The organism is Gluconobacter roseus NBRC 3990, assembly GCF_006538885.1.
Classification (GTDB): Bacteria; Pseudomonadota; Alphaproteobacteria; order Acetobacterales; family Acetobacteraceae; genus Gluconobacter; species Gluconobacter roseus.
In genome coordinates this window covers 298,165-324,196 of the sequence record NZ_BJLY01000001.1, presented here as the reverse complement: position 1 = coordinate 324,196, position 26,032 = coordinate 298,165, and the positions used below count along the sequence as shown (strand labels likewise).

At 60.9% G+C, this 26,032-nt stretch carries 25 protein-coding genes; 10 read left to right on the top strand and 15 right to left on the bottom strand.

Translation table 11 applies throughout. The annotated features are described in order from the left end of the window. Window positions 1-82: 82 nt before the first annotated feature. Genes rbfA through rimP form a run of 5 tightly spaced genes read right to left on the bottom strand, consistent with a single transcriptional unit; the run spans window position 83 to window position 6,112 of the window. Entirely contained in the window at window positions 83-511 is a 429-nt protein-coding gene (gene rbfA / locus GRO01_RS01345; RefSeq protein ID WP_011253108.1) for a 30S ribosome-binding factor RbfA, read from the bottom strand. Then, complete coding sequence (gene infB, locus GRO01_RS01340; protein WP_083541314.1) at window positions 508-3,264, bottom strand: translation initiation factor IF-2; 2,757 nt, start codon at window positions 3,262-3,264, stop codon at window positions 508-510. Before infB ends, rbfA begins: the two co-directional genes overlap by 4 nt. Further along, the gene (locus tag GRO01_RS01335; protein WP_228124168.1) at window positions 3,261-3,935 is read right to left on the bottom strand and encodes an RNA-binding protein; all 675 of its coding nucleotides are present in this window, start codon (window positions 3,933-3,935) and stop codon (window positions 3,261-3,263) included. Before GRO01_RS01335 ends, infB begins: the two co-directional genes overlap by 4 nt. After that, window positions 3,913-5,466, bottom strand: a complete 1,554-nt coding sequence (gene nusA, locus GRO01_RS01330) for a transcription termination factor NusA (RefSeq protein ID WP_062508499.1) — start codon at window positions 5,464-5,466, stop codon at window positions 3,913-3,915. The genes GRO01_RS01335 and nusA overlap by 23 nt, the downstream gene beginning before the upstream one ends. Window positions 5,467-5,500: 34 nt before the next feature. Then, window positions 5,501-6,112 carry a ribosome maturation factor RimP gene (gene rimP, locus GRO01_RS01325; RefSeq protein WP_062508498.1) on the bottom strand — a complete coding sequence of 204 codons (612 nt, stop codon included), beginning with the start codon at window positions 6,110-6,112 and terminating at the stop codon, window positions 5,501-5,503. A 216-nt stretch (window positions 6,113-6,328) separates the two neighbouring features. On the opposite strand from rimP, the gene GRO01_RS01320 reads away from it, so the two are divergent. The 3 genes from GRO01_RS01320 to GRO01_RS01310 are packed head-to-tail and all read left to right on the top strand — an operon-like array spanning window position 6,329 to window position 9,160. Further along, window positions 6,329-6,940, top strand: coding sequence for a hypothetical protein (locus tag GRO01_RS01320; RefSeq protein WP_062508496.1), 612 nt, complete (start codon window positions 6,329-6,331; stop codon window positions 6,938-6,940). Between the two features lie 33 nt (window positions 6,941-6,973). Beyond that, window positions 6,974-8,227: an AAA family ATPase gene (locus GRO01_RS01315; protein WP_062508495.1), complete on the top strand. Its 1,254-nt coding sequence runs from the start codon at window positions 6,974-6,976 to the stop codon at window positions 8,225-8,227. Window positions 8,228-8,230: 3 nt separating this feature from the next. After that, window positions 8,231-9,160 (top strand): hypothetical protein, encoded by a 930-nt coding sequence (locus GRO01_RS01310; protein ID WP_062508492.1) that lies wholly within the window; start codon window positions 8,231-8,233, stop codon window positions 9,158-9,160. Between the two features lie 19 nt (window positions 9,161-9,179). On the opposite strand, the gene GRO01_RS01305 is transcribed toward GRO01_RS01310, so the two are convergent. Together GRO01_RS01305 and GRO01_RS01300 are read right to left on the bottom strand one after the other, a co-directional pair. Next, window positions 9,180-10,706 carry an ABC transporter substrate-binding protein/permease gene (locus GRO01_RS01305; RefSeq protein WP_062508525.1) on the bottom strand — a complete coding sequence of 509 codons (1,527 nt, stop codon included), beginning with the start codon at window positions 10,704-10,706 and terminating at the stop codon, window positions 9,180-9,182. Continuing rightward, on the bottom strand, window positions 10,706-11,500 hold the full coding sequence (locus GRO01_RS01300) for an amino acid ABC transporter ATP-binding protein (RefSeq protein ID WP_371857367.1): 795 nt from the start codon (window positions 11,498-11,500) through the stop codon (window positions 10,706-10,708). Before GRO01_RS01300 ends, GRO01_RS01305 begins: the two co-directional genes overlap by 1 nt. A 189-nt stretch (window positions 11,501-11,689) precedes the next feature. Between GRO01_RS01300 and ccmA the strand changes: the two genes are divergently transcribed. Together ccmA and ccmB are read left to right on the top strand one after the other, a co-directional pair. Beyond that, window positions 11,690-12,325 (top strand): heme ABC exporter ATP-binding protein CcmA, encoded by a 636-nt coding sequence (gene ccmA / locus GRO01_RS01295; protein WP_052327539.1) that lies wholly within the window; start codon window positions 11,690-11,692, stop codon window positions 12,323-12,325. Beyond that, complete coding sequence (gene ccmB / locus GRO01_RS01290) at window positions 12,322-12,987, top strand: heme exporter protein CcmB (RefSeq protein WP_011253095.1); 666 nt, start codon at window positions 12,322-12,324, stop codon at window positions 12,985-12,987. The genes ccmA and ccmB overlap by 4 nt, the downstream gene beginning before the upstream one ends. 29 nt (window positions 12,988-13,016) lie before the next feature. Here the strand turns inward: ccmB and GRO01_RS01285 are convergent, their stop codons facing one another. Further along, window positions 13,017-13,565, bottom strand: a complete 549-nt coding sequence (locus tag GRO01_RS01285; RefSeq protein ID WP_062508491.1) for a cytochrome b — start codon at window positions 13,563-13,565, stop codon at window positions 13,017-13,019. Window positions 13,566-13,710: 145 nt separating this feature from the next. On the opposite strand from GRO01_RS01285, the gene GRO01_RS01280 reads away from it, so the two are divergent. Both GRO01_RS01280 and GRO01_RS01275 read left to right on the top strand, forming a co-directional pair. Further along, window positions 13,711-14,289, top strand: a complete 579-nt coding sequence (locus tag GRO01_RS01280) for a YqaA family protein (RefSeq protein WP_062508490.1) — start codon at window positions 13,711-13,713, stop codon at window positions 14,287-14,289. Window positions 14,290-14,737: 448 nt separating this feature from the next. Beyond that, on the top strand, window positions 14,738-16,582 hold the full coding sequence (locus tag GRO01_RS01275) for a Hint domain-containing protein (protein ID WP_062508489.1): 1,845 nt from the start codon (window positions 14,738-14,740) through the stop codon (window positions 16,580-16,582). 141 nt (window positions 16,583-16,723) lie between these two features. On the opposite strand, the gene GRO01_RS01270 is transcribed toward GRO01_RS01275, so the two are convergent. Beyond that, a complete protein-coding gene (locus GRO01_RS01270; protein WP_231490182.1) occupies window positions 16,724-18,688 on the bottom strand; it encodes a transglycosylase SLT domain-containing protein in 1,965 nt (654 codons plus the stop codon). Window positions 18,689-18,870: 182 nt separating this feature from the next. After that, entirely contained in the window at window positions 18,871-19,713 is an 843-nt protein-coding gene (locus GRO01_RS01265) for a uracil-DNA glycosylase (RefSeq protein ID WP_062508487.1), read from the bottom strand. A 99-nt stretch (window positions 19,714-19,812) separates the two neighbouring features. Between GRO01_RS01265 and GRO01_RS01260 the strand changes: the two genes are divergently transcribed. The 3 genes from GRO01_RS01260 to GRO01_RS01250 are packed head-to-tail and all read left to right on the top strand — an operon-like array spanning window position 19,813 to window position 22,957. After that, window positions 19,813-21,588, top strand: a complete 1,776-nt coding sequence (locus GRO01_RS01260) for a tetratricopeptide repeat protein (protein ID WP_062508485.1) — start codon at window positions 19,813-19,815, stop codon at window positions 21,586-21,588. After that, on the top strand, window positions 21,585-22,529 hold the full coding sequence (locus tag GRO01_RS01255) for a 4-(cytidine 5'-diphospho)-2-C-methyl-D-erythritol kinase (RefSeq protein ID WP_083541312.1): 945 nt from the start codon (window positions 21,585-21,587) through the stop codon (window positions 22,527-22,529). The genes GRO01_RS01260 and GRO01_RS01255 overlap by 4 nt, the downstream gene beginning before the upstream one ends. 47 nt (window positions 22,530-22,576) lie before the next feature. Further along, a complete protein-coding gene (locus GRO01_RS01250) occupies window positions 22,577-22,957 on the top strand; it encodes a hypothetical protein (RefSeq protein ID WP_062508523.1) in 381 nt (126 codons plus the stop codon). A gap of 18 nt (window positions 22,958-22,975) precedes the next feature. Here GRO01_RS01250 and GRO01_RS01245 read toward each other — a convergent pair whose 3' ends face one another. From GRO01_RS01245 to GRO01_RS01225, 5 genes are read right to left on the bottom strand one after another with little or no spacing between them, the layout of a single operon-like run. After that, the gene (locus tag GRO01_RS01245; RefSeq protein WP_141306733.1) at window positions 22,976-23,314 is read right to left on the bottom strand and encodes a hypothetical protein; all 339 of its coding nucleotides are present in this window, start codon (window positions 23,312-23,314) and stop codon (window positions 22,976-22,978) included. Continuing rightward, window positions 23,307-23,702 (bottom strand): response regulator, encoded by a 396-nt coding sequence (locus tag GRO01_RS01240; protein WP_062508482.1) that lies wholly within the window; start codon window positions 23,700-23,702, stop codon window positions 23,307-23,309. The genes GRO01_RS01245 and GRO01_RS01240 overlap by 8 nt, the downstream gene beginning before the upstream one ends. Then, complete coding sequence (locus GRO01_RS01235) at window positions 23,699-24,757, bottom strand: protein-glutamate methylesterase/protein-glutamine glutaminase (protein ID WP_062508480.1); 1,059 nt, start codon at window positions 24,755-24,757, stop codon at window positions 23,699-23,701. The genes GRO01_RS01240 and GRO01_RS01235 overlap by 4 nt, the downstream gene beginning before the upstream one ends. Next, complete coding sequence (locus GRO01_RS01230; RefSeq protein WP_062508479.1) at window positions 24,754-25,611, bottom strand: CheR family methyltransferase; 858 nt, start codon at window positions 25,609-25,611, stop codon at window positions 24,754-24,756. Before GRO01_RS01230 ends, GRO01_RS01235 begins: the two co-directional genes overlap by 4 nt. Continuing rightward, window positions 25,608-26,030, bottom strand: coding sequence for a chemotaxis protein CheW (locus GRO01_RS01225; protein WP_062508478.1), 423 nt, complete (start codon window positions 26,028-26,030; stop codon window positions 25,608-25,610). The genes GRO01_RS01230 and GRO01_RS01225 overlap by 4 nt, the downstream gene beginning before the upstream one ends. Window positions 26,031-26,032 lie beyond the last annotated feature (2 nt).

The following is a 26,032-nucleotide window of genomic DNA, read 5'->3' as shown; positions in this document are numbered from 1 at the left end:
TTTGAAGGCCGCTGATAGACCAGCAGGGGGGCGGAATGCAAAAACGCCCCTCACCGGAAGTGAGAGGCGTTTTTTGAAAAAGTCACTCGGGCTTGGAGTTCAGATCCCGCTGGACTTCCGGAGACCGCATGATCTCGTCGAGTTCCATGGCGTTATCCAGCGCCGTATCAGGCTGGAAGTGGATTTCCGGCACTGTCCGGAGATTGAGAGCCTTGGAAAGCCCCGTTCTCAGGAAAGGTGCTACCCGCTTCAGGGCGGGCAGGAGAACCTCCACGTCACTCCGCCCCAGACGCGTCACGAAAGCCGTGGCATGTCTGAAATCCGGAGAGATGCGGACTTCCGTCACCGTAATCCGCACATCCAGCAGTTCCGGATCACGGAATTCGGTCCGGGCAAACAGCTCCGCCAGAACCCGGCGAACCTCTTCAGCCACCCGGAGCTGACGGGTGCTGGGCCCGTGAGCGGAGACGCCCGCGGGACCTTTCACGTCATGTCTGGAACGGGAACTCAAGCCGGGATCACTTCCATTTCATAGCACTCGACCATGTCGCCTTCGCGCAAGTCATTGTAACCCGCAAACGACAGACCACACTCGTAACCACGTGCCACTTCCTTGACGTCATCCTTGAAGCGCTTGAGCTGGCTCAGCTCGCCCTCATGGATAACCACGTTGTCACGCAGCAGACGCACGCCACAGCCGCGCTTGACGAGACCTTCGGTGACATAGCAACCCGCGACCTTGCCGGTCTTGGTAATGTTGAATACCTGACGGACCTCTGCGTAGCCGAGGAACTTCTCGCGGTGCTTCGGTGCGACCTTGCCCTTAACCAACTGCTCCACGTCATCCGCCACCTGGTAGATGATCGAGTAGTAGCGGATGTCCACACCCTCGCGCTGGGCCAGTTCACGGGCCTGCGTGGTTGCACGGACATTGAAGGCCACGATGATGGCGTCAGAAGCCTTGGCAAGCTGGATGTCGCTTTCCGTGATCTGACCAACACTGGCGTTCAGGACGCGGACAGCCACTTCCTCATGGGCCAGCTTCTGCACGGTCGTGGAAATCGCTTCCGCCGAACCCTGCACGTCAGCCTTGATGAGAAGGGCAACTTCCTTCTGCACACCGGCCTGGATCCGGGCCAGCATCTGATCAAGGGTACCACGGGCCGCAACCTGCGAGGCTGCTTCCTTCTCCTTGATCTTCCGCTGACGGAACTCGCTGATCTCACGGGCCCGCGCATCGTTCTCGACGACAACGAACGGCTCACCCGCACCCGGCACACCCGTCAGGCCGAGAACCTCGACCGGCAGGGACGGACCGGCTTCCTTGACCTGACGGCCACGGTCGTCGAGCAGCGCACGGATACGGCCCCATTCGGCACCGGCCACCACGATATCGCCACGACGCAGCGTACCCTTCTGGACGAGAACAGCAGCAACAGGGCCACGTCCACGATCCAGACGGCTTTCGATCACGACACCTTCGGCCACACGGTCCGGATTAGCCTTGAGATCCAGCAGCTCTGCCTGAAGCAGGATGCATTCCTCAAGCTTGTCCAGACCGGTACGCTTGAGGGCCGAAACCTCGACGTCCTGGGTGTCACCACCCATTTCCTCGACCACGATCTCGTGGCTCAGCAGTTCCTGACGCACGCGGTTCGGATTGGCGCCCGGCTTGTCGATCTTGTTGATCGCCACGATGATCGGAGCATTGGCAGCCTTGGCATGCTTGATGGCTTCGATCGTCTGCGGCATCACGCCGTCATCGGCAGCCACGACCAGTACGACGATATCCGTCACGGAAGCGCCACGGGCACGCATGGAGGTGAAAGCCTCATGACCCGGGGTATCGATGAAGGTGATCTTCTTCCCGGACGGCGCCGTGATCTGATACGCGCCGATATGCTGGGTGATGCCACCGGCTTCGCTCGCAGCCACATCCGTGGTGCGCAGCGCATCAAGCAGGGAGGTCTTGCCATGATCGACATGACCCATGACCGTGACGACCGGAGCACGCGGCTTCAGATCGGCTTCGCTGTCTTCAACGCCCTCGATACCGATTTCAACGTCGCTCTCGGACACACGCTTGATGCGATGGCCGAATTCCTCGACCACGAGCTCGGCGGTATCGCCATCAATGCTCTGCGCGGCCGTCGCCATGACGCCCATCTTCATGAGTGCCTTGATGACTTCACCCTGACGGGCGGCCATACGGTTGGCCAGTTCGGCGACCGTGATGGTTTCCGGCACGATGACGTCACGCACAACGCGGACCTGATCGGAACGCAGACGCTCCAGTTCGGCCTGGCGACGCTCACGATCACGCTGACGGCGGACCGAGGCCAGCGAACGCGTCTTGTCGTCATCACCTTCGATCGCAGCACGGACGTCGATACGGCCTGCACGGCGATCGCTGCCGCCACCCTTGCGGGACGGTGCGGACGGACGGCGCTGCGGTGCCGCAGCAGCCCCCGGACCACTGCGGCGCGGTGCGGGACGACGCTCGTCATCGCCACCAGCGGCGCCGGAACGCAGATGAAGCGTTTCGTTGTTACGGGCAGGCGCAGAGGAAGACGCTGCCGGACGCGACGGCTGGACCGGACGAGGCGGCATGATCGCACGCTCGGCCAGAGGACGCAGACGCTGCACCGGAGCAGCCAACTGAACACCACCGGTCGAGTGGCTGCGCGGATCGAGCGGAGCCGCCCGTGCAGCTTCCTCGGCTTCGCGTGCTGCCGCTTCGGCAGCGGCCTGCTCGGCAGCGCGTGCCGCAGCTTCAGCCGCAGCCTGCTCACGGGCAGCCTGCTGCTCGCTTTCCTTCAGGGCGGCGATTTCCGCAGCCTTCTGCTCGCTGATCAGACGCTCTTCCTCGGCAGCGCGACGCGCAGCCTCGGCAGCCGACATGATCTGGATCTTTTCTTCCTCGCGCCGCGCAGCCTCTTCAGCCGCGGCCTTGCGCTGCCCTTCAAGGGCGCGCTGGCGGGCTGCCAGTTCGGCTGCCGTCAGGGCACGTCCACCCGCACGGCCACCACGGGCCGCCGCACCGGCACCCGGACCGGACGCATTGCGCTTGGGCTTGCGGACCTCAACCTGCACGACCTTGGAACGGCCATGGCTGAAGCTCTGACGTACGGATCCGGCATCCACAGTACGCCCGACCTCCTGACGTCCAGCAGGGCGAAGCGACAGGCGGCTGCTTCTGGTCTGTTCGCCGCCCTGTGATGGGGTGTTGTTTCCGTCCTGGTTGCGCTCGTTGCCGTCGCTCATAGTTCCGCCTGTTCCTTACTGACCCCTGCGGGGTCTGGGAGCGGACGTCCTGCCACTCCCGAAAATCTCTCATGTTCGGCGATCAGGCGCTGTGCCAGCGCTCCTGGCGCCATCACCGCATAGACCGCCCGGTCCCGGCTGAACGCCGATTCCAGGACCCGATCGGGAACTGTCACCACCGGCAGAGAACGCCGGCCCGACACCAGTCTGGAGAACTCGTCCGGGCTTGCACTTTCCGAACGGATCACCACCCCTACCCTGCCTGAAGTGAGCCACTCCCGGCATTTCTGAAACCCGCAGACCGTCTGACCCGCTCTCCGGGCCAGGCTGACTGCGTCCAGCATCCGCTGCACCAGCGCGGCCTCGACCAGATCGGCCAGGCCGTCCGGTACGATCACCTGGGCTTTTGCCGCTCTGGCAAAAGCCTGTCGTGTGCGGGCGCTATCTAACACATCCCGGCTGGCACTCAACCACATTCCCCGACCCGGAAGCTTTCCGGCGAGGTCGGGCACAACCCGGTTATCCGGGCTGACCACGAAACGGATCATGCCTTCAGGCGGCTTCTGCTCTCGTGTAACGATGCATCGCCGCTCCGAGCCGCGACGCCCTAAAGCACCACGAACGGGACCATTATCAGTATCAGAAATATCAGACGTCGGTCGACTCCTCATCACCATTTTCGGGCTTTGCCGAGTCGGCTTCTTCACCATCGAACCAGTGCGCACGGGCTGCCATGATGATCTCGTTGGCGGCATCCTCGTCGATGGCATCCTCACCGAGGATCTCCACCAGTTCGTCACCGGCCAGATCCGCCAGATCGTCGAGCGTCTTCACGCCCTTCTCACCCAGCGTCACCAGCATCTGGTTCGTGAAGGTTCCCAGCTCGGCCACATCATCCGTGACACCCAGCGCCTTGCGCTGGTCGTCCAGGGCCTGTTCCTTGCTGGCCAGATAGTCGTTGGCGCGATGCATGAGCTCTTCGGCCACGCTCTCGTCAAAGCCTTCGATATCGTTCAGCTCGCCCGGATCGGTGTAGGCCAGTTCCTCGATCGTGTGGAAGCCTTCCGTTACCAGCAGGCCCGCGATCACGTCATCGACGTCCAGCGCTTCAACGAACTGCGAGGAGCGCTTGCGGAACTCTTCCTGACGACGCTCCGATTCCTCGGCCTCCGTCAGAATGTCGATGTCCCAGCGCGTCAGCTGGCTGGCCAGACGCACGTTCTGTCCGCGGCGACCGATGGCAAGCGAAAGCTGCTCGTCCGGCACCACGACTTCAACGCGGCCTGCTTCCTCATCCATCACCACCTTGCTGACTTCAGCCGGGGCCAGCGCATTGACGACGAATGTCGCAGCCTGCGGGCTCCAGGGGATGATGTCGATCTTTTCGCCCTGCAGTTCGGCCACGACGGCCTGAACGCGGGAACCACACATACCGACGCAGGCACCGACCGGATCAATCGCCGCATCGCGGGAAATCACGGCCATCTTGGCGCGCGATCCCGGATCACGGGACACAGCCTTGATCTCGATGATGCCGTCATAGATTTCCGGCACTTCCTGCGCGAACAGCTTGGCCAGAAAGGCCGGATGCGTGCGGGACAGGAAGATCTGCGGGCCGCGCGGCTCGTCACGCACATCATAAATGTAAGCGCGGACGCGGTCGGAATTGCGGAAAGATTCGCGGGGGATCAGCTCGTCGCGACGCAGCAGGGCTTCCGTATGACCGATCTCGACCATGAGGTTGCCATACTCGGTGCGCTTGACCGTGCCGTTGACGATCTCGCCCACGCGGTCCTTGAACTCGTTGTACTGGCGCTTGCGCTCGTATTCACGCACGCGCTGCACGATGACCTGCTTGGCCGTCTGCGCTGCAATACGACCGAAATCGATCGGCGGCAGCGGATCGACCAGATGCTCGCCGGCCTGGATTTCCGGCTGGAACTTGCGGGCGATGTGTAGCGGGATCTGGGTGTCCTCGTTCTCCACATGCTCAACCGCTTCGGTCCAGCGGCTCAGACGGACTTCGCCGCTCTTGCGGTCGATCGTCGCGCGGATGTCCTTTTCATGTCCGTACTTCGCACGGCCAGCCTTCTGGATGGCCTGCTCCATGGCTTCGAGCACTTCCTCGCGGTCGATGTTCTTCTCGCGGGAAACTGCATCTGCAACCAGCAGCAGTTCGGGACGTGTAACAGACGTGTCCATCAGATCGGACCTCCAGCCAGCATGAGACGGGTCATCACTTCTTTCCCGGCTTCTTCGGATTCAGTTTGGGCGCCTGGCGCGCTTCCCCGCCATCTTCCCCTTCGGAGTCCAGCCCTGCAAGGGCCGCACTCGCCTCGATCAGCGCATCCGTCAGGACCAGACGGGCCTTGCGGATATCCACCAGCGGCAGAACCGCCTCGCTTCCATCATCCAGCCGGATGATGGCATTGCCGTCGCGAGCCCCCATGACGGTACCCGAGAAACGACGACGGCCATTGAGCGGAACATCCAGTTCGGCCTTCGCCAGATGACCGGCGAATCGTTCCCAGTCCTTGGCGCGCGTCAGCGGCCGGTCGATCCCCGAGGACGAGACCTCCAGCATCCACGCACCCGGGATCGGATCATCAACGTCCAGAATGGCACCCACGGCGTGGCTGATCTGTTCGCAGTCTTCCACCGAGATCAGGGAGCCGTTCGCACGGTCCGCCATGATCTGGATCGTTGGGGTATCACGTCCCAGCACGGACAGACGCACGAGCTCATAGCCCAGATCGGCGAGCGTCGGCGCAATCCGCTCCGCAATGCGGGCTTCCAGCCCCGTGAGATGGGGCAGTTCGATGTCGGAAGAGGCGTTCTGCTGAGACAAGACAAAAAAGGCGGCCCGTCAGGGCCACCCCCCAAATGAGCGGAAGATGAATGGAATATGCCCTATGTAAGTCACCTCCCCACCAGACGCAAGAGGAACGCAAATCCCTTTGATCCGGAAGCTCTTATTCATTGGGCGAGTCGAAAGATTTGTTTACATTCCCATGCCGCGAAAGCCCTTGTCTTTGGACGCCGTCGGGAGTGAGATGGTTTCGAAATGACTGTCCAGCCAGAGCCCCGTCCAGAGCCGCGCCCGCAGCCCCTGCCATCCGAACCCGCGTCCAGAAGCCGGGCGCTGTGGGGCGGAGGCGGACTGATCGCGGCCCTGACGGTCGGGGCCGGTGCCTTTTTCTATACCCACAACACGGCCACACCACCTGCCCCGGCAATTGCCCCTCCGGCCCAGAACACCCCGGCCGTTCCGGCCGCGCAGACCGCCGCCGTCCAGCTGTCCATGCTCTCCCCCGCAAAAGCCCCTTCCGCCCTTGCCAAAAGCGGCTTCAGCCCTGCCGACCGCGCCCGCATCCTTGCGGCAGTCAAGGACGGCAAGATGCGCCTGGTGGAAATGCCGGTGCTGGATGCTTCCGGCGCTGTGGGACAGACAATCGATGTTACGGTCTCGGGCCTGACTCAGCGCGTCATTCTGACAGGCAAGTTCCAGCATCTGGTTATTCCCATCGTCGAAGCCGGGCAGATCCTTATCGCTCCCGTCAGCATGCCTCGCGCACCGGCCCTGACCATCGGCGCGCTGACGGCACTTGGCCCTCAGGCCCTGCCCGCCCTGACGACGCTTGACCAGCGCGTCCTGCTCAACGTGATCGTCCAGTAAGGAACCGCCCCGGTGTTCAAGTCTCTCGTACCCATGCTCAACCGGGCCATGCCGCTGATGATGGCGGCCTTCCTCATTCTGGCCGTGATTCAGGTCGCGGTCATGCTACACCTGTCGCTGAACGGGCTGTGGGCCGCCATCGAATGGGGACGGCGTTTCTATCTTCCGCTGGCAGGCATCAGCGCACTTCTGGCAGTCACGGGACTGGCGTATGAAACGTCAGCCGAAAAACTGGCGCGTCGCGGACTGCGCCGCAGGAAAGGTCTCATCATGGATGTTCTCAGCCGTCTGACAAACCGCGGAGCCCTTGAAGAGCTCATGGCCCGCGAACAGCGCGAAACCGTCATCGACGCCGACGAACTGGCCGCGTCCCTGCGCGCCCGTGTCATCGGACAGGACCAGGTCTGCGAAGACATCGCCCAGCAGATGCGCCGCCGCCTGGCGCTTCAGGTCCGCGGCAAGCCCGTCGGCATCTTCCTGCTCGCCGGCCCTCCAGGCACTGGCAAGACCTATCTGGCCAAGCAGATGGCCAAACAGATGGAACGCCCCCTGCTGCATTTCGACATGACGCAGATGTCCAGCGCCCATGCCGCAACCCAGCTTTTTGGCTCACCCAAGGGTTATGTGGGATCGGACACCTTCGGCAAGCTAACCGGCGGCCTCAAGGACAAGCCGGATGCCGTGGTCCTGCTCGACGAAATCGAAAAAGCCCATCCGGACGTCTTCAAGAAGTTCCTCACCGCCTGGAACGATGGCCATGTCACGGAAGCCTCCACGGGCGAGCAGGTTTCGACCACCCGCGCGATCTTCATGCTGACGTCCAATGTCGCGACCGAGGCCCTGACCGAAATCGCCGACCGCCTCGCCAACGAACCTGAAAAGATGCGTGCCGAGTCGGTCGAGGCCCTGCGCAAATCCGGCTTCGCGCCCGAAGTGCTGAACCGTCTGGACCGCATCTTTGTCTTCCGCCCCCTGCGCGGACTGGATCTTGCCCGCGTTGCAGCTCTCGAAATTGAAGCCATGATCGAAGGCTACGGCCTGCATGTCGAAACCGGCGGCATCGACGCCGGCGTCCTGTTCCAGGTCATGGTCAAGCAGAAGAACCTCGGCACCGGCGCCAGCGCACGTGACCTTGTCCGCTCCATCGAGGACATGGTCAGCGAAAGCCTCATTGTCGCCCGTCAGCAGGGTGCGAAGCGCGTCCGTCTCGTCACGCAGGAGGACGGCACCGTTATCACCGAAATCGCAAACGATACCGAAACCCAGCTCGGCCGGATGAGCCACTGACCCATGACGGCATTCGGACGGCTCTGGCGGCGCGCGCCCCTGTGGCGCACAAGCGTGATCGTAACGGTAGGCGCCCTCGGTATGGCCGCCTTCTATCCCACTCCGGCGCTCAAGAAAGCCATGCCGTGGCTTCCGGGGCACCTGCCTGGCGCAGCACCGTCAGCCGGGCAGCAGGCCGACCAGACTGCTGCCGGACCGGGGGGCGCACCCGGAGCAGGAGACCAGATCGGCGTCCCTGATCCGGGCATCGCCCAGCATGGAAGCATCATGATCGCCGGCCGCACCCTCCCGCTTCCGGCGGGTGACTGGCACCCGATCCTGACCGCCCGGAGCGGCGCGCATGGTGAACTGTCCCAGCAGATCCTGGCCCGCACCGATCGCGGCGTCGTCTCCGGCGTGATCGTGGTGCGCGCCACGCAGCAGCCCGTCCCGGCCGAACTCGCCGAACAGCTCGAAACGCCATGCCATGATGACCGCGACTACGCGGCCCATATTTCCGAACAGCCCGGTGTCTCTCAGGAATGCAGCTACACCAGCAATGCCGTCCTCGAAAACCAGAGCGTCAGCACCGATCCGTTCATCACGGCCGCATTTTCCCGGATGCGCACGCTCGGCTTCCCGATCCCGAGCCTGATGATCAATGTCGGCTGGTATCATGCGGCCGTGGCCGGCAAGAACACTGCCCATATCGAAACGGTGGAAACCCTCGTCGCCCCGATCGAACATGGTTCACGCCAGTTGCTCGCCCCGCCGCAGTACTGGAACAAGGCGTCGGTTCACAAGAACCCGGACGCTGCCCAGTTCATCGACACGCTGGACCGCTGGATGATCGGCTGGTCCCGCGTCCTGCGTCAGGGATTTGACGGCACGCTGGACACGTCAACTCTCGTCCCGCCTCTGATCAACGACCCTTCCGCTCCCCGTCCGGCCTAAACCGCGCCGGGCACCCTGTTCAGTGGTGCCCGGTTCCTGAAAACCCACGACCCAGCCGCCGTTCCGCCATCCTTGCCAGCCGCACGAACGGCAGCCCGAGCAGCAGGTAGGCCAGGCCGACCATGATCCCCGTTCCGAAATAATCGTAATAGGTGGAGGACAGCCGCACATAGGTCTGGCTCAGTTCCGTCAGCGTGATGACGGAGACGAGGGAACTGTCCTTGAGCAGCGAAATGAAGTCGTTAGTCATGACCGGCACGACGGTGCGGAAAGCCTGCGGCACAATCACGAGCCGCAGCGCCTGCCAGTGCGTCATGTTCAGCGCAATCGCCGCTTCCATCTGCCCGCGGGGCACGGACAGCAGACCGGCGCGATAATTTTCCGCCTCATAGGCCGCATAATTCAGGCCCAGAGACAGCATGCCCGCCATGAACGGCGACAAACGGATGCCGAAAGCTGGCAGTCCATAGAAGATGAACAGCACTTGGATCAGCAGCGGCGTTCCGCGCACCACCTCAACATACACGCCCGCCACGAAACGCAGCGGAGCCGCACCGTAATGCCGGGCCAGCGCCAGCAGAAGCCCGAGTGCCACGGCCAGAACCATGGCCAGCGCCGACACCGCCAGCGTCATGAGCGCCGCCTGCCCGATCAGCGGCAGGAAACTCACATAACGCCGGACCAGAACATGCCAGCCGCTGCCAGTCGTGTTCGCCATGGCCTGCCGGTAATGGTCCCATTCCGTCGGTGTGATGTCCGGCTGGCTGTTATCGCCTGTGTAGTTCGCCATCAGCGGCGTCCACAGGCTCCAGCGCGCCAGAATGCGGTGCAGCGTCCCGTCCTGAATGATCTCGCCCAGCGCCGCATCCACCTGATCACGCAGCGCGCGGTTCTCCGGCGAGAAGGCGATCCCATATTCCATGCTGCCGATTGGTTCGCCCACGAGCTTCATATCCGGGGAGATGCTGCCATAATACAGCGCAATCGGCGCATCGAGCAGGATTGCATCCAGACGCCCGTTGCGCAGATCCGAGAACGCATTCGTCTCTTCTTCATATGACCGCACGTTCGAGCCACCCTGGCGGCGCAGCATCCGCTCGGCCGTCGTATCCTTGATCGTCCCGACCGTATGCCCCTTGAGGGCATCCATCGTATCCAGACCGTTCTGGTCATGCCGGACGATGATGCGCTCGCTCGTCACATAATAGGGGCGCGAGAACAGCACGGCCGCCTTGTGCTCCGGCGTCATCTCGATGCCGTCCAGCACCATCCCGTACAGCCCGCGCGACAGACCGGGAATCAGCCCATCCCAGTCATTCTGGATGAACTTCGCCTGCCGGTGCATCCGCGAGGCGATCTCGTTGACCAGTTCGTACTCGAAACCGGTCATTTGGGATTCATGGGCCGGGTCATGGAAGACGTAAGGCACATTCGCCTCACCATCCGATGCCCAGAGCAGGTCCTGTGAGGCAGTAGGTGCATCGGCCAGCGCGACGGAAACAGGACTGATGGCAAGCGCCAGCAGGAGTGCGAAAAGTTTTTTCATCACAGCAGCGTCCGCAGGAACCGGCGCGTCCGTCCCTCCTGGGGGTTGGCGAACATCAGGTCCGGATCACCGCTCTCGACGATTTCCCCGCCTTCAACAAACAGAACACGGTCCGACGCCGCGCGCGCGAAACGCATGTCATGCGTCACCACAAGCTGCGTCATGCCCTCGTCATCCAGCGCCCGCATTACGGACAGCACTTCCTCGGAAAGCTCAGGGTCGAGCGCGGATGTCGGTTCATCATACAGCATTACGGACGGCTTCATCGCCAGAGCGCGCGCAATGGCCGCGCGCTGCTTCTGACCACCCGAAAGACTGTCCGGATAGCGGTCCTTCACACCTGCAAGCCCGACCTTCGCCAGAAGTTCGCAGGCAATGGACTGCGCCTCGTCACACGACATTTTCTTGACCTGGATCGGCGCCATCATGACGTTGTCCAGCACCGTGCGATGGGGAAAAAGGTTAAAGGCCTGAAACACCATGCCAACATGTGACCGCAGCTTATGGGCCTCAGCCTCATTGGCGCGGCTCCAGTGCTTTCCCGTGCACGCGACCATCACATCCTCGATCCGGACAGAGCCCGCATCCGGATGTTCCAGAAAATTGAGGCAGCGCAGGAACGTGGACTTGCCACATCCCGAAGGCCCGATCATCGAGATCAGCTCGCCGCGCTCCACGTCGAGCGACAGGCCCTTCAGAACCTCGTTCCCACCAAAGGACTTGGCGATACCACTCGCCTGCAGCACCAGATCAGCCAGTTCCGGAAACCCTCGAAAAAAGAGATGCACGATCACATGACCGCGCAGCCCTCATAACGGACCTGCGCCAGTGTATCGAGACCTTAATACAGGCCACGGCACAATTCATACGATCATCATATTCCGCCCATCCGGAGCCCGGCCCTTGCGAAGCACGTCCGCAGGGTCTCTAAAACAGAAAGACACACACCGGGACAGAACCGAACCCGCGCATGAGACCCTTTGATGACCAGCCCGTCTGACTTCCCCACGCCCCCCGTCCCCGGACGACTGCTCGACGTCGAGGACGTCACGGTGTTCCGCGGGGACCGGCTGGTTCTTGATGGCGTGTCCCTGACGCTGGATGCCGGGGATGCCATGATCCTGACAGGCCCGAACGGAGCCGGGAAATCCACGCTTCTGCGCACGATTTCCGGTCTGCGCCGGCCCGATTCAGGGGAAGTCATCCGTTATGGCAACCTGGCCTGGCTCGGTCATCAGGATGCGCTCAAGCCCGGACTGACACTGGCGCAGAACCTGGCTCTGGCTGAAAAGCTCGGCACCAACAGTCTGCCCGACGCCCTTGAAGCGCTGGACCTGACCCATCTGACCGATCTTCCAGCACGCCTCCTGTCCTCGGGGCAGAAACGCCGCGCCGCTTTTGCCCGCGTCATGCTCTCGGGTGCGCCGCTCTGGCTGCTTGATGAGCCGACCGTCGGACTGGACGTCGCCAGTATCGAGCGTCTCGGCGCCGTCATGGCAGCCCATCGCGCCAAGGGGGGCGCCATGATCGTCACGACGCATGTTCCGCTTCCCCTCGACAACACCCGTTCGCACGAGCTGCCCTCGCTCGCACATGTAGAGTCCTTCTGGCTGTCATGACCGCTTTTCTTGCCCTGATTGACCGTGACCTCCGTCTGGCGTTCCGCTTCGGCGCCGACACGCTGGCGTCACTGCTGTTCTTTATCTTATGCGGCAGCCTGTTCCCGCTTGCGCTCGGCCCCTCGCCCGACCTGCTGCGCCATATGGGGCCGGGCATCATCTGGGTCTGTGCCCTGCTCGCCTGCCTCCTGCCTTTGGATCGGCTGTTCGGAGCAGAACTTGAGGACGGCTCCCTCGACCTGCTGATGCTGACCGGCCCGGCTCCGGCCGCCGTAGCCTTTGCCAAGATGGCGGCCCACTGGCTGACGACCGGCCTGCCGCTGCTGATCGCCAGTATCCCGCTCGGTATCATGCTCGGCGTCAAAGGCTCGGAACTTCCGCTCCTGCTGCTCGGCCTTGCGATGGGTACGATGTCCCTCTCGCTCCTCGGCGGCATGGCAGCTTCGATCGTCCTGGGTGCGCGGCGGGGTGGCGTGCTTCTGCCGCTGCTGGTTCTGCCACTCGCAACCCCTGTGCTGATTTTCGGCGCGGCCTCCTCCTATGCCGGGCAGCTTGCAACATCGCCTGCCGCCAGTCTGGATCTGCTGGGAGCGTGCTTGTTCGCCTGCCTGCCGCTATGCCCCCTCGCCGCCGGACAGGGCCTGAAAGCCGCCGTGGGCTGAACCGGTTTTGCAATTCAATACGGGAGCTTTCAGAGCATCCGGTCCATGACCCTGTCCCTGCGGCCATAACGATGCAGCAGCGCCGCAATCACATGCCCGGCAATCAGCACGCCCAGAATCCATGACGAGAACTGGTGCAGCACATTCACCAGCGGCACGAAAACCGGAGCCTTATGCGCCAGTGGCGGCAGATTCACGACCCACATCATCGGGATCGGCAACCCATGAACGGAACTCCGTACCCATCCCGTCAGCGGCACGATCAGCATCATCGCATACAGCCCGAAATGCCCGGCCTGAACCGCCAGACGCTCTTCTTCCGGAATATCCGATGACATGGAGGGCGGTCGATGCGTCGCCCGCCAGACAAGCCGCAGGACCGTGAGGACAATGATGAACGGTCCGATCTCCTTATGGATCAGCAGCAGAAGCGCCTTCTGCGGCGTCGCCGCGTGCGGCATGATCCGACCGACATAAAACCCCAGCAGCCACAGCGGAATGATGATCGCCGCCATGCTCCAGTGAAACATCCTGGCCACAAGGGAATAACGCTGGAACGGCGGAAGGGTCTTGTCCATGAAACGGCAGCACTCCGGAAGAACGGTTCCGTTTCCTATAACCCGTTCCCCCGACGAAACACACATGACGCCGGGTTACGGATTTTCAAGCGCCCACAAGGCGGGTAGGACAGCACCCAGGCTCTTACAGGAATACCCGACCGCCATGCTGACACTGCTTTACAACCGCGTGACCGAACTGGCTGCCTCTCCGCGCGCCGTATGGTGGCTGATCGTCGTGGCCATGGCGGAAGCGTCCGTCTTCCCGCTTCCCGTAGACCTGATGCTCGTACCCATGCTGCTCGCCAACCGCGAACGGGCCTGGTTTCTGGCATTCGTCTGCACACTGGCCAGCGTCGGAGGCGGGCTGATCGGCTGGATCCTCGGCGCATTCCTGATGGAGCATGTCGGCATGCCGATCGCCCATTTCTATCATGCCGACCAGCGCATCCTGAATCTGGAAGCCATGTTCCGCCATTACGGCGTCTGGATCATTCTCGCCAAGGGCCTGACCCCACTCCCCTACAAATTCGTCACACTCGCCGCCGGGGCCGCCCACTTCTCCCTGCTACCATTCATCGCGGCCAGCATCGTCACCCGTGGGGCCCGCTTCTTCCTCGAAGCCGCCCTGCTCCGCACCTTCGGCGAACCGATCCGTGACTTCATCGAGAAACGTCTGGCTCTGGTCCTTATGGCGGCGCTGATCCTCATTACGCTTGGAATCGCGTTAATCGAGCTTCTCTAAAAATTAATTTAATCGTTATGAATGCGGTCTGTTTTTGCGCCATTCCTGAGCGTTTTACGCCGCATTTCAGAAAACCCACACACAGCAAAACAACAGATATCGTCAAAACACGTCGCATATCTGTTAATTTTGCGTTAGCAAGTCTGTGTCAAAAAATTTCCATAAATCAAATATTTAGACCGAGCAGTAGAGCAGGAACAAACCTGCAATCAAGCCCCCTATAGATTGCAATAATACCCCAAACAGCATCGAAATATTCTGTTTGTCAAAAACAATCAAATTCTTTCAAGTCAAAATGAATCTTAGAGTAACTTCTATTTGAGTTAATTTTTTATTGATTAGAATCGCCGCAAAGTACGAAGTAACTACATCCTGTTTCCAAATGCTGAACATCACATCTTAGAGGCAGGATATTATGTTAGTGCAATCCTAACACAGGGGAATTGGCATGACTTCGTATAGCGATGCTGATGCTACTTATACCGTCACGCAGAATGGTTTCCTGGGCCTCACAAGCACTGTAATCATACAGGATAGTTCAGGCAGCACCCTCCAGACTCTTTCAAATGTCCCAACAGGAAACATCATTACTGGGGATAGCTCAGTAAATGTTCTTGCAAGTCTTCTGAGCGGGACTTATGTCAGCGTTCCCGGATCAACCGGTGACATCAATATTCTTCTGAATGCCCTGAGTTCCGTTAATTTCTATATTGGCGGCGACACGACTGTTTCTCTGGGCGTCAGTGCAGTCTCGGGACTGACGCTGAATGTTATTGGCGGCCAGCTGAGTTTTTCCAGTGGACTTGTTGCCAGCGCGCTGCAGGGCTCCACAATCAACATCAGTGAAGGCGGAACCTATGTTTCCGGCTCCAATCTCGCCAGCGTCCTGACAGGCTCTACAATCAGCTTCGGGAATGGCGGTGGCACACTGGTCCTGAATGGTGGCGGAACGCTCATCAACCTGAGCGGAACAAGCATCACCAACTACAATCCAGCCAAAGACACGATCGAGCTGCAGAATACAGTTACCTCAATCAGCGGGTATACAATTTCCGGCACCGGATCGGCGCGCACCATTACGCTGTTTGGTGGCAACAACAATACTCAGATCGCGACCTATACCGTAACACTTGCCAGTGGCGTTACACTCAAGGCCGGCACCTATAATGCCCTGAGCTCGAGCAATAACCCACTCAGCATCACCTATTCCAAGGGCAACACCTATGTTGGTGTCTGCTTCCTTGCTGACTCCATGATCCGTACGCCATCCGGTGAAACACCGATCCAGGATCTCCGCACAGGTGACGAAATCCTGGCATGGCACGAGGGCGCTCCCACAGCCCGCAAACTCATCTGGACCGGCCGTCGGCAGGCCACCACCAACCCGGCCCTTCCGGATGACCAGGCTGGCTATCCCATCCGTATTCTCGCCAATGCCATTGCAGACAATGTCCCTCACAAGGACATGCTGATCACAGCAGAGCACTGCCTGTTCATGGACGGATGCTTCATCCCCGCCAGAATGCTGGTCAACGGCAAATCGATCTTCTACGACCGTTCCCTGACCTCCTATGAATACTTCCATGTCGAGACCAAGGACCATTCCGTCATCATGGCCGACGGAATGCTGACCGAAAGCTATCTCGATACAGGCAACCGGCACACGTTCCGGCAGGACGGAAAAATCCTTTCCATCGGTGGCCAGCACAAGAGCTGGGCGGATGCTGCAGCGCCCCTCGAAGTCAGCCGGGCTGTTGTTGAACCCCTGTATCGGCAGATCGAGGCCCGTGCATACACTCACACCGACTGCCAGCAGCATGAGCCGGCAACCGACAGCGCTCACACGCCCCAAACCACGAACGATCCCGATCTGCACCTTGTCGCATCAGATGGGCAGGTCATCTATCCAATGCGACAGACAAAGGACCGGACCCTGTTCATGATCCCGCCAGGCATCAGTTCAGTCAGGCTCATGTCCCGCACATCGCGTCCATGCGACATGATCGGGCCGTTCGTTGATGACCGCCGTGTCCGTGGCGTTCTGGTCGGGGATATCGTGTTCTTCGATTCCGGGTCCACAGTCGATCTCGAAGCCCATATGGAAAATCAGCCCCTCGATGGCTGGGCAGAACCCGAGAAGGCACACTGCCGCTGGACAACCGGCAATGCCCTCATCCCACTGGGCAATCGGGCGCCGCTCCATTTCGGCGTTCTCTCCGTCACCATTCTGGCAACCGGCACCTATTCCACAGACGTGTTTGCGGAACAGGAACAGACTGCCCTGCGGGCCTGATGCTTCAGAAAAGACTCCTACCGGTTCCGCTCACAACAGCTTTCGCCACTTGTGAGCGGATCCACAGTTTTTCAGACAGCCTTAAATCTTCAGAACAAAAAAAGCCCCGGCCTGAACCGGGGCTTCTTTGACTCTGAGACTTCAGTTCAGCGCCATACGCTCATGCGCCATGGCCTGTTCTTCCCTGAAAGACGGCCACTCAGACCGCGTCAGCGCCTTCAGCGATGGAGAGGGCAGCCCCATACGACGCGCATAAAGCCAGGTGTAGGTCAGCGCGCGATGGACATAATCACGCGTCTCACCATTGGGGAGCGTCTCCATGAAGAACAGTGGATCATGCATATCCGCCTTCTGCGCGCCTTCCCAACGGGCAATGGCCCCAGGTCCTGCGTTATAGGACGCCAGAACCCGCACGAGATCCCCACCCTCAGGCGGACGGACAGCTGCAACCCGGCTCGACTGTGTCGCCAGATACAGGACGTAAAGCTGACCGATCTCCAGATTGGAGGATGGGTTATGCAGACGGTTGACCATATCCGGCGCCACCGGGATCACTGCCACACCATGCGCGTCATACGTCATGTGCGATGTGGTGACGAAACTGGCCGTGACGGGACGGATCTGCATGAGACCATGGGCACCAGCCCCCGAAGTCGCGGATGGATCGAAATTGGATTCAACCCGCGTCAGGGCATAAACCAGCGCCGGATTCATCCGGAAGCCATGGGTGGGCTTCAGGGACGGCAGGGGAAGCGGCGTCGGCTTCGTCACCTGCGCTTCCTGATGCATGATGAGAGAGGCGAGCTGTTCGGACAGATCCTCATAACCCGCGGCCTGAGCCACAAGCTGAAGGGAACGGGACCGCGCACTGTCAGCCGCAACATCCATCCACATGCGACGGATCAGGTTCTCGGCCCGCATCCGCTCGCCAACCTGCAGCAGCGCATAAAGCTGACGCCCCTGCGGAAGGGCGCCCACAGCCTCGACATCGATTTCCGCAAGGACAGGTACGGGATCATGCAGCGTGACCTCTACGCCGCCATCCGGCAGACGTGCATGCCCATGACGCCCAAGCTCAAGCGTCTGGGCCGCCAGAATACCGTAGAATGTCTCGTGATGGATGGCAGCGCGATGCAGCCACTTCACATATCCCGTCATGTCATGACGACGGCCCTCGGCACGTGCCGCCCAGAAGGCAGCCGCCGCACGAAGCTCGATTGCCGTAACAGGAGCATTGGCCGCAGACTGGAACAGATCGTAAGCCGCCTCGATATGGCCCTCGCGCCAGGCCGCAAGCCCGGCCACATAGGCCGGCAGGCCCACCTGGCTGTTCCCACGACTGAATCCTGCACTGCCCTGCCGCAGAGCCAGAAGCGTCTCGCCCTGTGACAGCAGACCAAGCGCGACCTCGCCGTAAAGCTGGGCCGCATAAGGCGCCGTCATTCCCGGCGTAATATCCACAAGATGCAGCGCACTTTCCGCACCACGCACGCCTGTCTGCACCCGCTCCTGAACTGTCCGGTCCAGCAGCGGATTGCGTGCAAAGGCATGCATCAGCGGATCGGCCGGTGCAGACGTTCCCTTTACATCATCAGCCCGCGCATCAGGCGCGAGCGGCCGAATGAAGGACTGCGGCTGCACCGTCCCCGGAAGCGCAACCTTCAGAAGCAACGCCTGAATATTCGCCGCATCGGGTTGGGAAGCATAGTCATGAAGCCATGACCGGAGCTGTTCGGCAGCCGGATGCGCGCCCGGCGCCAGATAACGCTCGGCCAGCACATCCGACAGCAGGACATGATCCGTCACCAGACGCATCTGGTCCTGAACGATACGGGCATTACCCTCCCGCTGGGCCTGAAAGATCAGCCGGTAACGGCTGGCCATGGCCGCAGTCAGTGGATGAGGCAGCGAGACGACGCCATCGCCACCAAGGGCGGGACGGGCTTCGGCAAAAGCGGTTTCATCCCCCACCCGCTCCGGCTGGGGAGGGAGGTTTCGTGTGCTCTCCGCACGCGCTGCCGACAGTGAGCCGCCAGCCAGAATCAGCACGCTGACGAGCATTGCCCGTGCGGTACTGCCTGAAATGAAAGGGGGTATCCTTCGCATAGCAGCGGGTTGCTACCTGCTTTGCATACGATTGGCAAGAACTTGTTAAGTTTCGCACATCCTTGGACTGGGCAATGATATAACCCAACCCCAAAACAATCCAGTGGCAAACACCTGTCTTCGCGCGTTTTTTTACGTTTTCTCGAAGTTTTTTAACGCCAGGATTTGTACCCGATTGGTCCTCATTCTCCCGGATGGAGTTTCTCCATCAAAATCAGGAGATCCTGCCAGGCATTCCGCCGTGCAGCCGCACTTGCCCGCAGCTGAAGCGGATGCCGCATCGGCAGGAGCGGTACCGGAGTCGCAAGCCCGGGAACCGGAACCTCCGTCCACTTCCCCCGCAACCGTCCGACAGCCGCATCCGGCCCCAGCAGCATCTTCAGCGGCGTCACACCCATCGTCACCAGATAGCGCGGCCGACACAGGGCAATTGTCCGCAGCAGCAGCGGATGACAGGCCTGCATCTCCGTATCACTCGGCGTGCGCCCACCCGGAGGACGCCAGGGCAGAGCCGGCGCCATCGAGATCTGCCCCCGATCCATCCCGACCGAACGCAGCATCTTTTCCAGCAGCGTGCCCGCTTCCCCTGCAAAAAGCGTCCCTGAGCGGTCTTCATCCGCATCCGGAGCCTCACCGATCAGCATAAAAGGCGCGTTCTCCACAAAGACTGGCTCCAGCCGATGCGTCGCGGTCCGGGCCAGAAACAGATCGTCAGGCGCCTCCGTCAACTTCATCAACGTCGGAAGATCAGTCGCTTCTTCCACTGCACGCAGACGGGCCGCCGTTGTCGATGCGCCTCCCGTTCTCGCCACGGCTGGACGCCTGCCCCCCTGCCCCGCAGCCACATCCTGCGAACCCCGAGCAGACGCTTCCTGTGCATCCCCCATGCGTGGAGGCAGCTGCGGCGGCGCCTCGGAAAGGCGGTCCACCGGCAGTTCGCACAGAGCCTCGTCGGCTCCCCATTCATACTGTAGCTGGAGCGCGGCCAGCAGTTCGGCCCGGCTCACGACTGGCTGGGGCGTCATGGTCTATCCGTTCTGGTTGCCTCCCGCCCCTCCGTCACAGGCTCCCGAAAGGGATGCCAGTTGGCGTGGGGGGCCAAGAGGGCTAGAGTTTCGTCCATTATGCAGATCACACGCGGCTGGCCCAGATCATTCGAGGATTTTTCCCGTCCGCTCCGTCTGGCGCTTCCCGCTCTTGCGCTGGGCAGCTGCCTGACGGGAGCCGCTGTGGCCGCCGTTCCGCCTGCCCTGCTGCCAGCCGTCAATCCGGAGCACTCCCTGACCGGCTGGATGATGGCCGCCACCGTCATGATGGAGCGCGGCGACGTCCCGGCTGCCAATCTGGCTCTCTCCCACGCTCTGCCACTCGCCCCGCACAATCTTCGGTTGCAGCAGGACGCATTGCGCTATGCCGCAATGGCCGGTCAGCAGGCCGAGGCCGTCAAACTGGCCAATGCACTCCCGGACCACGACTCCGGCAGCGATATCGGTACGCTCATTCTCGCGCAGGACGCCTTCTCCCGGCAGGACTGGGCCGAGATGCGCCGCATCCTGACCCGCAATCCCCATCACGGTCCCCTCGTCGCGATCTCGGCCCCCGCTCTCATGGCCTGGAGCCTCGCGGCCGAAGGACACACCGACAAGGCCCTGAACCTGCTCGCACAGGCCGCCGCCCAGCCCGCGACCCGCAGACTCTATCTTCTGCACGCCGCCATGGTCGCCGAGCGCCTCCCCACACCGCAGCTCGCAGGACAGCTCTATCACCGCACGGGAAATGCGTCCGGTGATCCGCTGACGCTCCAGATCCTGTACGCGCAGCTTTATGGCGGCTGGCTTGAACGACACGGTCACCACAAGGAGGCCAGTGACACCATCGCCGCTCTTGGGGTGACGTCCCCGCTGGCGTCCCTCGTCATCGGTCCGCTCCAGCAGGCCCTGCCACACTTCAAGGCTCCCACCCCGGCCCTTGGCGGCGCCATTCTCAATCTGCAGATCGCCCTGATGGTCACGGACGCCATCCAGCAGGACGGCATCCCCCGGGACCCGGCCATCATCGCCCTGCAACAGGCCATTTTTCTCGACCCCAGCCTGACAATCGCGCGTATCTTCCTGGCCGACACCTTCCGCGAAGCCAACCAGATCGACAGCGGCCTCAAGGAACTGGACGGCATCACTGCCTCCGATCCCCTCGCTGCCCTGGCCGCGCAGGAACGGGTCAATCTCGCCCTGCGCTCAGGCGATCTGGAACGGGAAGCTGATGCCCTGCATCGCGCCCTGACCCTGCGCCCGGACAATCCCGAGTTCCTGATCCAGCTTGCCGAGGTCGAAGACCAGCGTGGCAGACATGCCGAGGCCATCGATCTCTATACCCGCGCGCTCAAGGCCTCCCCGCCCCGCAAGGAAGTCCTGTGGCCCATCCTGCTGGGCCGTGCGATGGCTGCGGAAGAGAGCGGCAACTGGGCGATGGTGCAGGATGACATGAAGCATGCGCTCGAACTTGCCCCGGATCAGCCCGAAGTTCTCAATTTCGTCGGCTATGCCAATATCGAGCACGACGCCGATCAGGCGAACGCCCTCGCCATGCTCAAGAAGGCCGTCGATCTCCAGCCCGCTGACGCCTCCATTCAGGACAGCTACGCCTGGGCCCTGCTGAAATACCGTGCAGACCTCAAAACCGCGCTGCCCATTCTCGTGCAGGCTGCCGAACACGCCCCTACCGACGCCGAGATCGGCTACCATCTTGGCGTTGCTTATTGGTATCTCGGACGGCATACCGAAGCACAGGACCAGTGGAACCAGGCTCTCGACGATAGTCCCCAGCCGCAGGACCGCGCTCTTCTAATGCAGGCGCTCCAGAATGGCGGTCCCCATCTCGCAGCTTTCGAACAGAAACAATGACCTTTTCAGAGACGATGCCCAGCACTGCTTCCACCCAGACCACGGCACAGGCCACAGCCCACGCCAAGATCAATCTGTTCCTGCACATCACCGGCCGCCGTGACGATGGCTACCATCTGCTCGACAGCCTCGCCGTTTTCGCAGGCGCAGCCGACCACGTCACGCTGGCTGGCCCCAGCGACACGATGTCGCTCACGATCAACGGACCATTCGGACAGGGTCTGGAAGCAGACGACCAGAACCTCGTTCTCCGCGCCGCCCGCGCCCTTCAGGTTCAGGCCAGCCCATCGTTCAACGGACTGACGGAAAATTTCCGGTTGGAACTGGAGAAAAACCTTCCCGTCTCTTCCGGGATCGGCGGTGGTTCGGCCGACGCTGCTGCAACACTGCGCCTGCTGGCACGGGAATGGAATGTCGATCAGGCGACACTTTTTCCGATTGCCGAAAAGCTGGGTGCCGACGTCCCCGTCTGCGTCGCCCAGCGTGCAACCCGCATGCAGGGTATCGGCGAAATCCTCGCCCCCGCCCCGATCCTGCCCGACGCTGGTCTGCTGCTGGTCAATCCCGGCGTCGGCGTCTCGACCCCGGATGTCTTCCGGGCTTTTGCCGCAGGCGGTGGCATTGTCGAACGCCCCGAGGCGTTTCTTCCGGAACGCTGGAGCACCGCGCAGGACATGGTCGCCGATCTGAACGCCACCACGAACGATCTGCAGGCTCCGGCGTTATCCCAGTGTCCCGTGATCGGCACGGTCCTGGCCTCAATCGCAAGCCTTCCAGACTGCCTGCTCAGTCGCATGAGCGGCTCCGGCGCCACATGCTTCGGCATTTTCCCGAACCCTGAAAGCGCCCTCAACGCCGCCCGCATCCTCAGTGAACAGAGCGCACGTCTGGGTTGGTGGACATGGGCGGGCGGTTTCCACCACACTGGATCTTCTACCTGATCCCAACAAAATACAGCAGGGAGTCGGACATCATGACAGCGCCACGCATGCAGGTCACACGCGCAGAAGACGGCAAAACCGTCGTCCTGACTTTTCTCGAAGGCAGTGGTGTCTCGGGAAGCCTTTCCCTAGACGAAGCCCAGCTCTCCCAGCTGATCACCAGTCTCGGTCTGGCCCATGCCAGCCTTGTCGAAAAACGCCCGCCCCCACCGATTGAGGGGGCACGCTTTACCCCTGTCTATACGACAAACTGGGCCCTGCAGATCGACGCCCTGACCGAAGGCTCCATGCTGGCCTTCCAGCATCCGGCCTATGGACCGGTCGGCGTTGTGTTCGGCCCGCAGGATGTCGAGCAGATCATTCGCGGCCTGCAGAAACAGCGCACCATGATCCGCTCCAATCCCCACGATGCCAGCCAGCCAAGCTGACGGCGCTTCGCTGCACCGTCAGAAGAGCTCCACATCTCCCGGCTCAACACAGGACCGGGAAGTCTGCCCCACCAAACGCTGACGCATCTCTTCAAGTGTCAGTTCATCCACAATGCGCCGTCCAACATGGAGGTCCTTCACGCCACTTTCGAGACTGAGCTTCTCGCAACCCTGCGCCAGCTGTCCCAGAACCTGCATGATCCGGTCAAAGCCCTGAAGCTCTGACCTGTTTTCAGCAGGCAACATCTCCAGACAGACTGCTTCCAGCCTGCGCAGGTCCTGAAGACTTACGGCAAGCTGAACGCCCATCCCGTCCAGAACCTGACTTAACGAGAGAGTATCCGGTACCTCAGGCACTGCAGATCGGCCCGAAAACGGCTTCAATACGGGATTTGAGCGAGCTGGCCGTAAAAGGTTTAGCAAGGAAATTGTTCACCCCTTCTGCAATCGCCTGCTGCACCAGATCCTTGCTGGCCTGTCCGGTCAGCATAATGAAACCTGTCTTTGCAGTATGCGGATTGCCCCTGACGGCCTTGAGCAGCTCAAGCCCATCCATATCCGGCATATTGAAATCGGAAATGATCAGGTGGACCGGATTGCTCTTGAGATGTTCCAGAGCTTCGACCCCGTTCCGAACCCCGGCGATCTGGGCAAACCCGATCTGGACAAGCGTGTTCCGCAGGATCGAGCGAATGGATGTCTGATCGTCGACCAGAAGAACAGACATGGAAGATGCGGAAATCATGGGTACGTCTCCAGAGAACGGCGTTCACACCGATTGAGAATGGCCTGGCCAATGGCGGAAAGGGGAAGCTGCGTTTCGACCGCACCCAGTTCGAACGCAGCTCTTGGCATGCCGTAGATGACCGAACTGGCCCGGTCCTGACCGATCGTGGATGCACCGGCATGCCGCATGGCCAAAAGCCCCTGCGCCCCGTCACATTCCATCCCGGTCAGGATCACTCCCACAGCATTCTTTCCGACCGTCTTGGCCAGAGAATAAAAAAGTTCGTCCACCGATGGCCGATGACCATTGACGGGCGGCGCAGCAATCAGCTGGCAGATATACTCGCCACGCCGGGCTCCCGGCCTGACGCGCAGATGGCGCTCCCCACCTGATGCGACATAAACCCGACCCGCCTGCAGAACATCGCCGTCCTCGGCCAGTCTGACCTCAGGCTTTACGATCCGGTTCAGACGACGGGCAAAGCTCTCCGAAAACTGCCGGGGCATATGCTGGACGATGACCGTCGCCGGGCAGTCCTCGGGGAAATGCTCCAGGACTTCCGTCAGGGCTTCCACCCCTCCAGTCGATGCACCAATTCCGACAACCACACCGGTTTTCGCGACAGCAACGGTCCTGTCTTCCGGACTCACCACTGCGACGGGAGGCAGCGATTTCGTGTCTGCCGCCCGAACAATCGCATCGCCCAGCCCTGCAAACGGATCCGTCCCGCCCTCAGGGGCCACTTTCGAATACCATTCGGCTGCCCCCATCCGGAGCGCCTGTTCAACCAGCCCTTTTCGACTGGCCAGATGACCCGACACCATCACGACCGGCATCGGGCGCAACCTCATGATCTTCTCAAGAAACTGCAGCCCGTTCATGGACGGCATTTCGAAATCGAGCGTGAGCACATCCGGATTTAAACGCACGATCAGGTCCCGCGCCTCAAAAGGCGTGCTGGCCGTTCCCACAACTTTGACCCGGCCGTCACGTTTGAGTGCGGCCGTGATCAGGGCACGCGTAGTCAGCGAATCATCGACGACAACGACAGTCAGGGGTATCGTCCCGCTCAAGAGTCAGTCTCCCCGAACGAGATCTTACGATAGGCATTGTAGCCGATGCTCTCCAGCCCGAACCGCTCGGGATGCGCGATGCGCTCCGAATGTCCCAGATAAAGCTCCCCACCCGGGAAAATCCGTTCGGCCAGATTGCGCCACAGCCTGTCCTGCGTTTCGCGGTCAAAATAGATCGCGACATTCCGACAGAAAATAGCATGGAAACGGGAAGAAAACGGCCAGGGCTCAACCAGATTGAGCCGCCGGAAACGGATCATGTCCCGCAGCTTTTCAGACATGACAACCCGGTCGCCCTCAAGCCGACAGAATGCCTGCCCTCCTTCATCAAACAGGGCTTCGGATTCCGAGGAATCATAACATCCTGTTCTGGCCTGGGTCAGAATATCGGAATCAATATCCGTCGCCAGAATCTTCGCTTTCAGGCCCGGAACCATGGACAGACACTTCATGACCGTCATGGCGATCGAATAAGCTTCTTCGCCACTCGAGCAGGCTGCCGACCAGATCCTGAGTTCTTCGCCACGTTCAATACGACGGTACATTTTCTGACGGAGCAGACGCTCCAGATACGCAAAATGATGTTTTTCGCGATAAAAACTGGTGACATTCGTCGTCAATGCCGAAACCAGATGCTGACGCTCGTCAACACCTGCATCACTCACCAGAAAAGCACAATACGCGTCAAAAGAGCCAAATCCCTCCTGCCGGACCCGACGGGAAATCCTCGAATAGACCAGGCTTTTTTTCTTTTCCGACAGGGCAATTCCAGCGTAGCTCTTCGCAATTCTGACAATGATCTGGAAATTTTCGTCCGAAATCGCATCCGCTTCCGGTGCGTTGATCACCGTCACTGCAGGCTTCCTTCGAACAGCGAGGAGACGTTCACGGAAAAGATCATGCGGTCGCCCAGCGACTGAATTCCGTTTGAAAAATATTTGAGATTATCACTGGATAATTCCGGAAGAGATCTGAAATCCGCTTCATCAACATCAGAAATATCCGTCACGTTCGTAACCGAAAAACCAATGATTTTACTGCCGTTTTTCAGGAAAATAATGGCTTTCTTTTCGCGCTTCTCTTCAGAAACGCCCATCATCTGTGCCATATCGACAAGCGGAATCACGGCTCCGCGGACATTGACCACCCCTTCAACAAAAGGCGGGGCCGCAGGAAAAGGCGTGGCCTGCGCCCATTCCTTGATTTCTTTCACGGCAGAAATCTGGACGGAAAATTCCTGATCACCCAAAGAAAAAACCAGAGCTTTTTCCATGA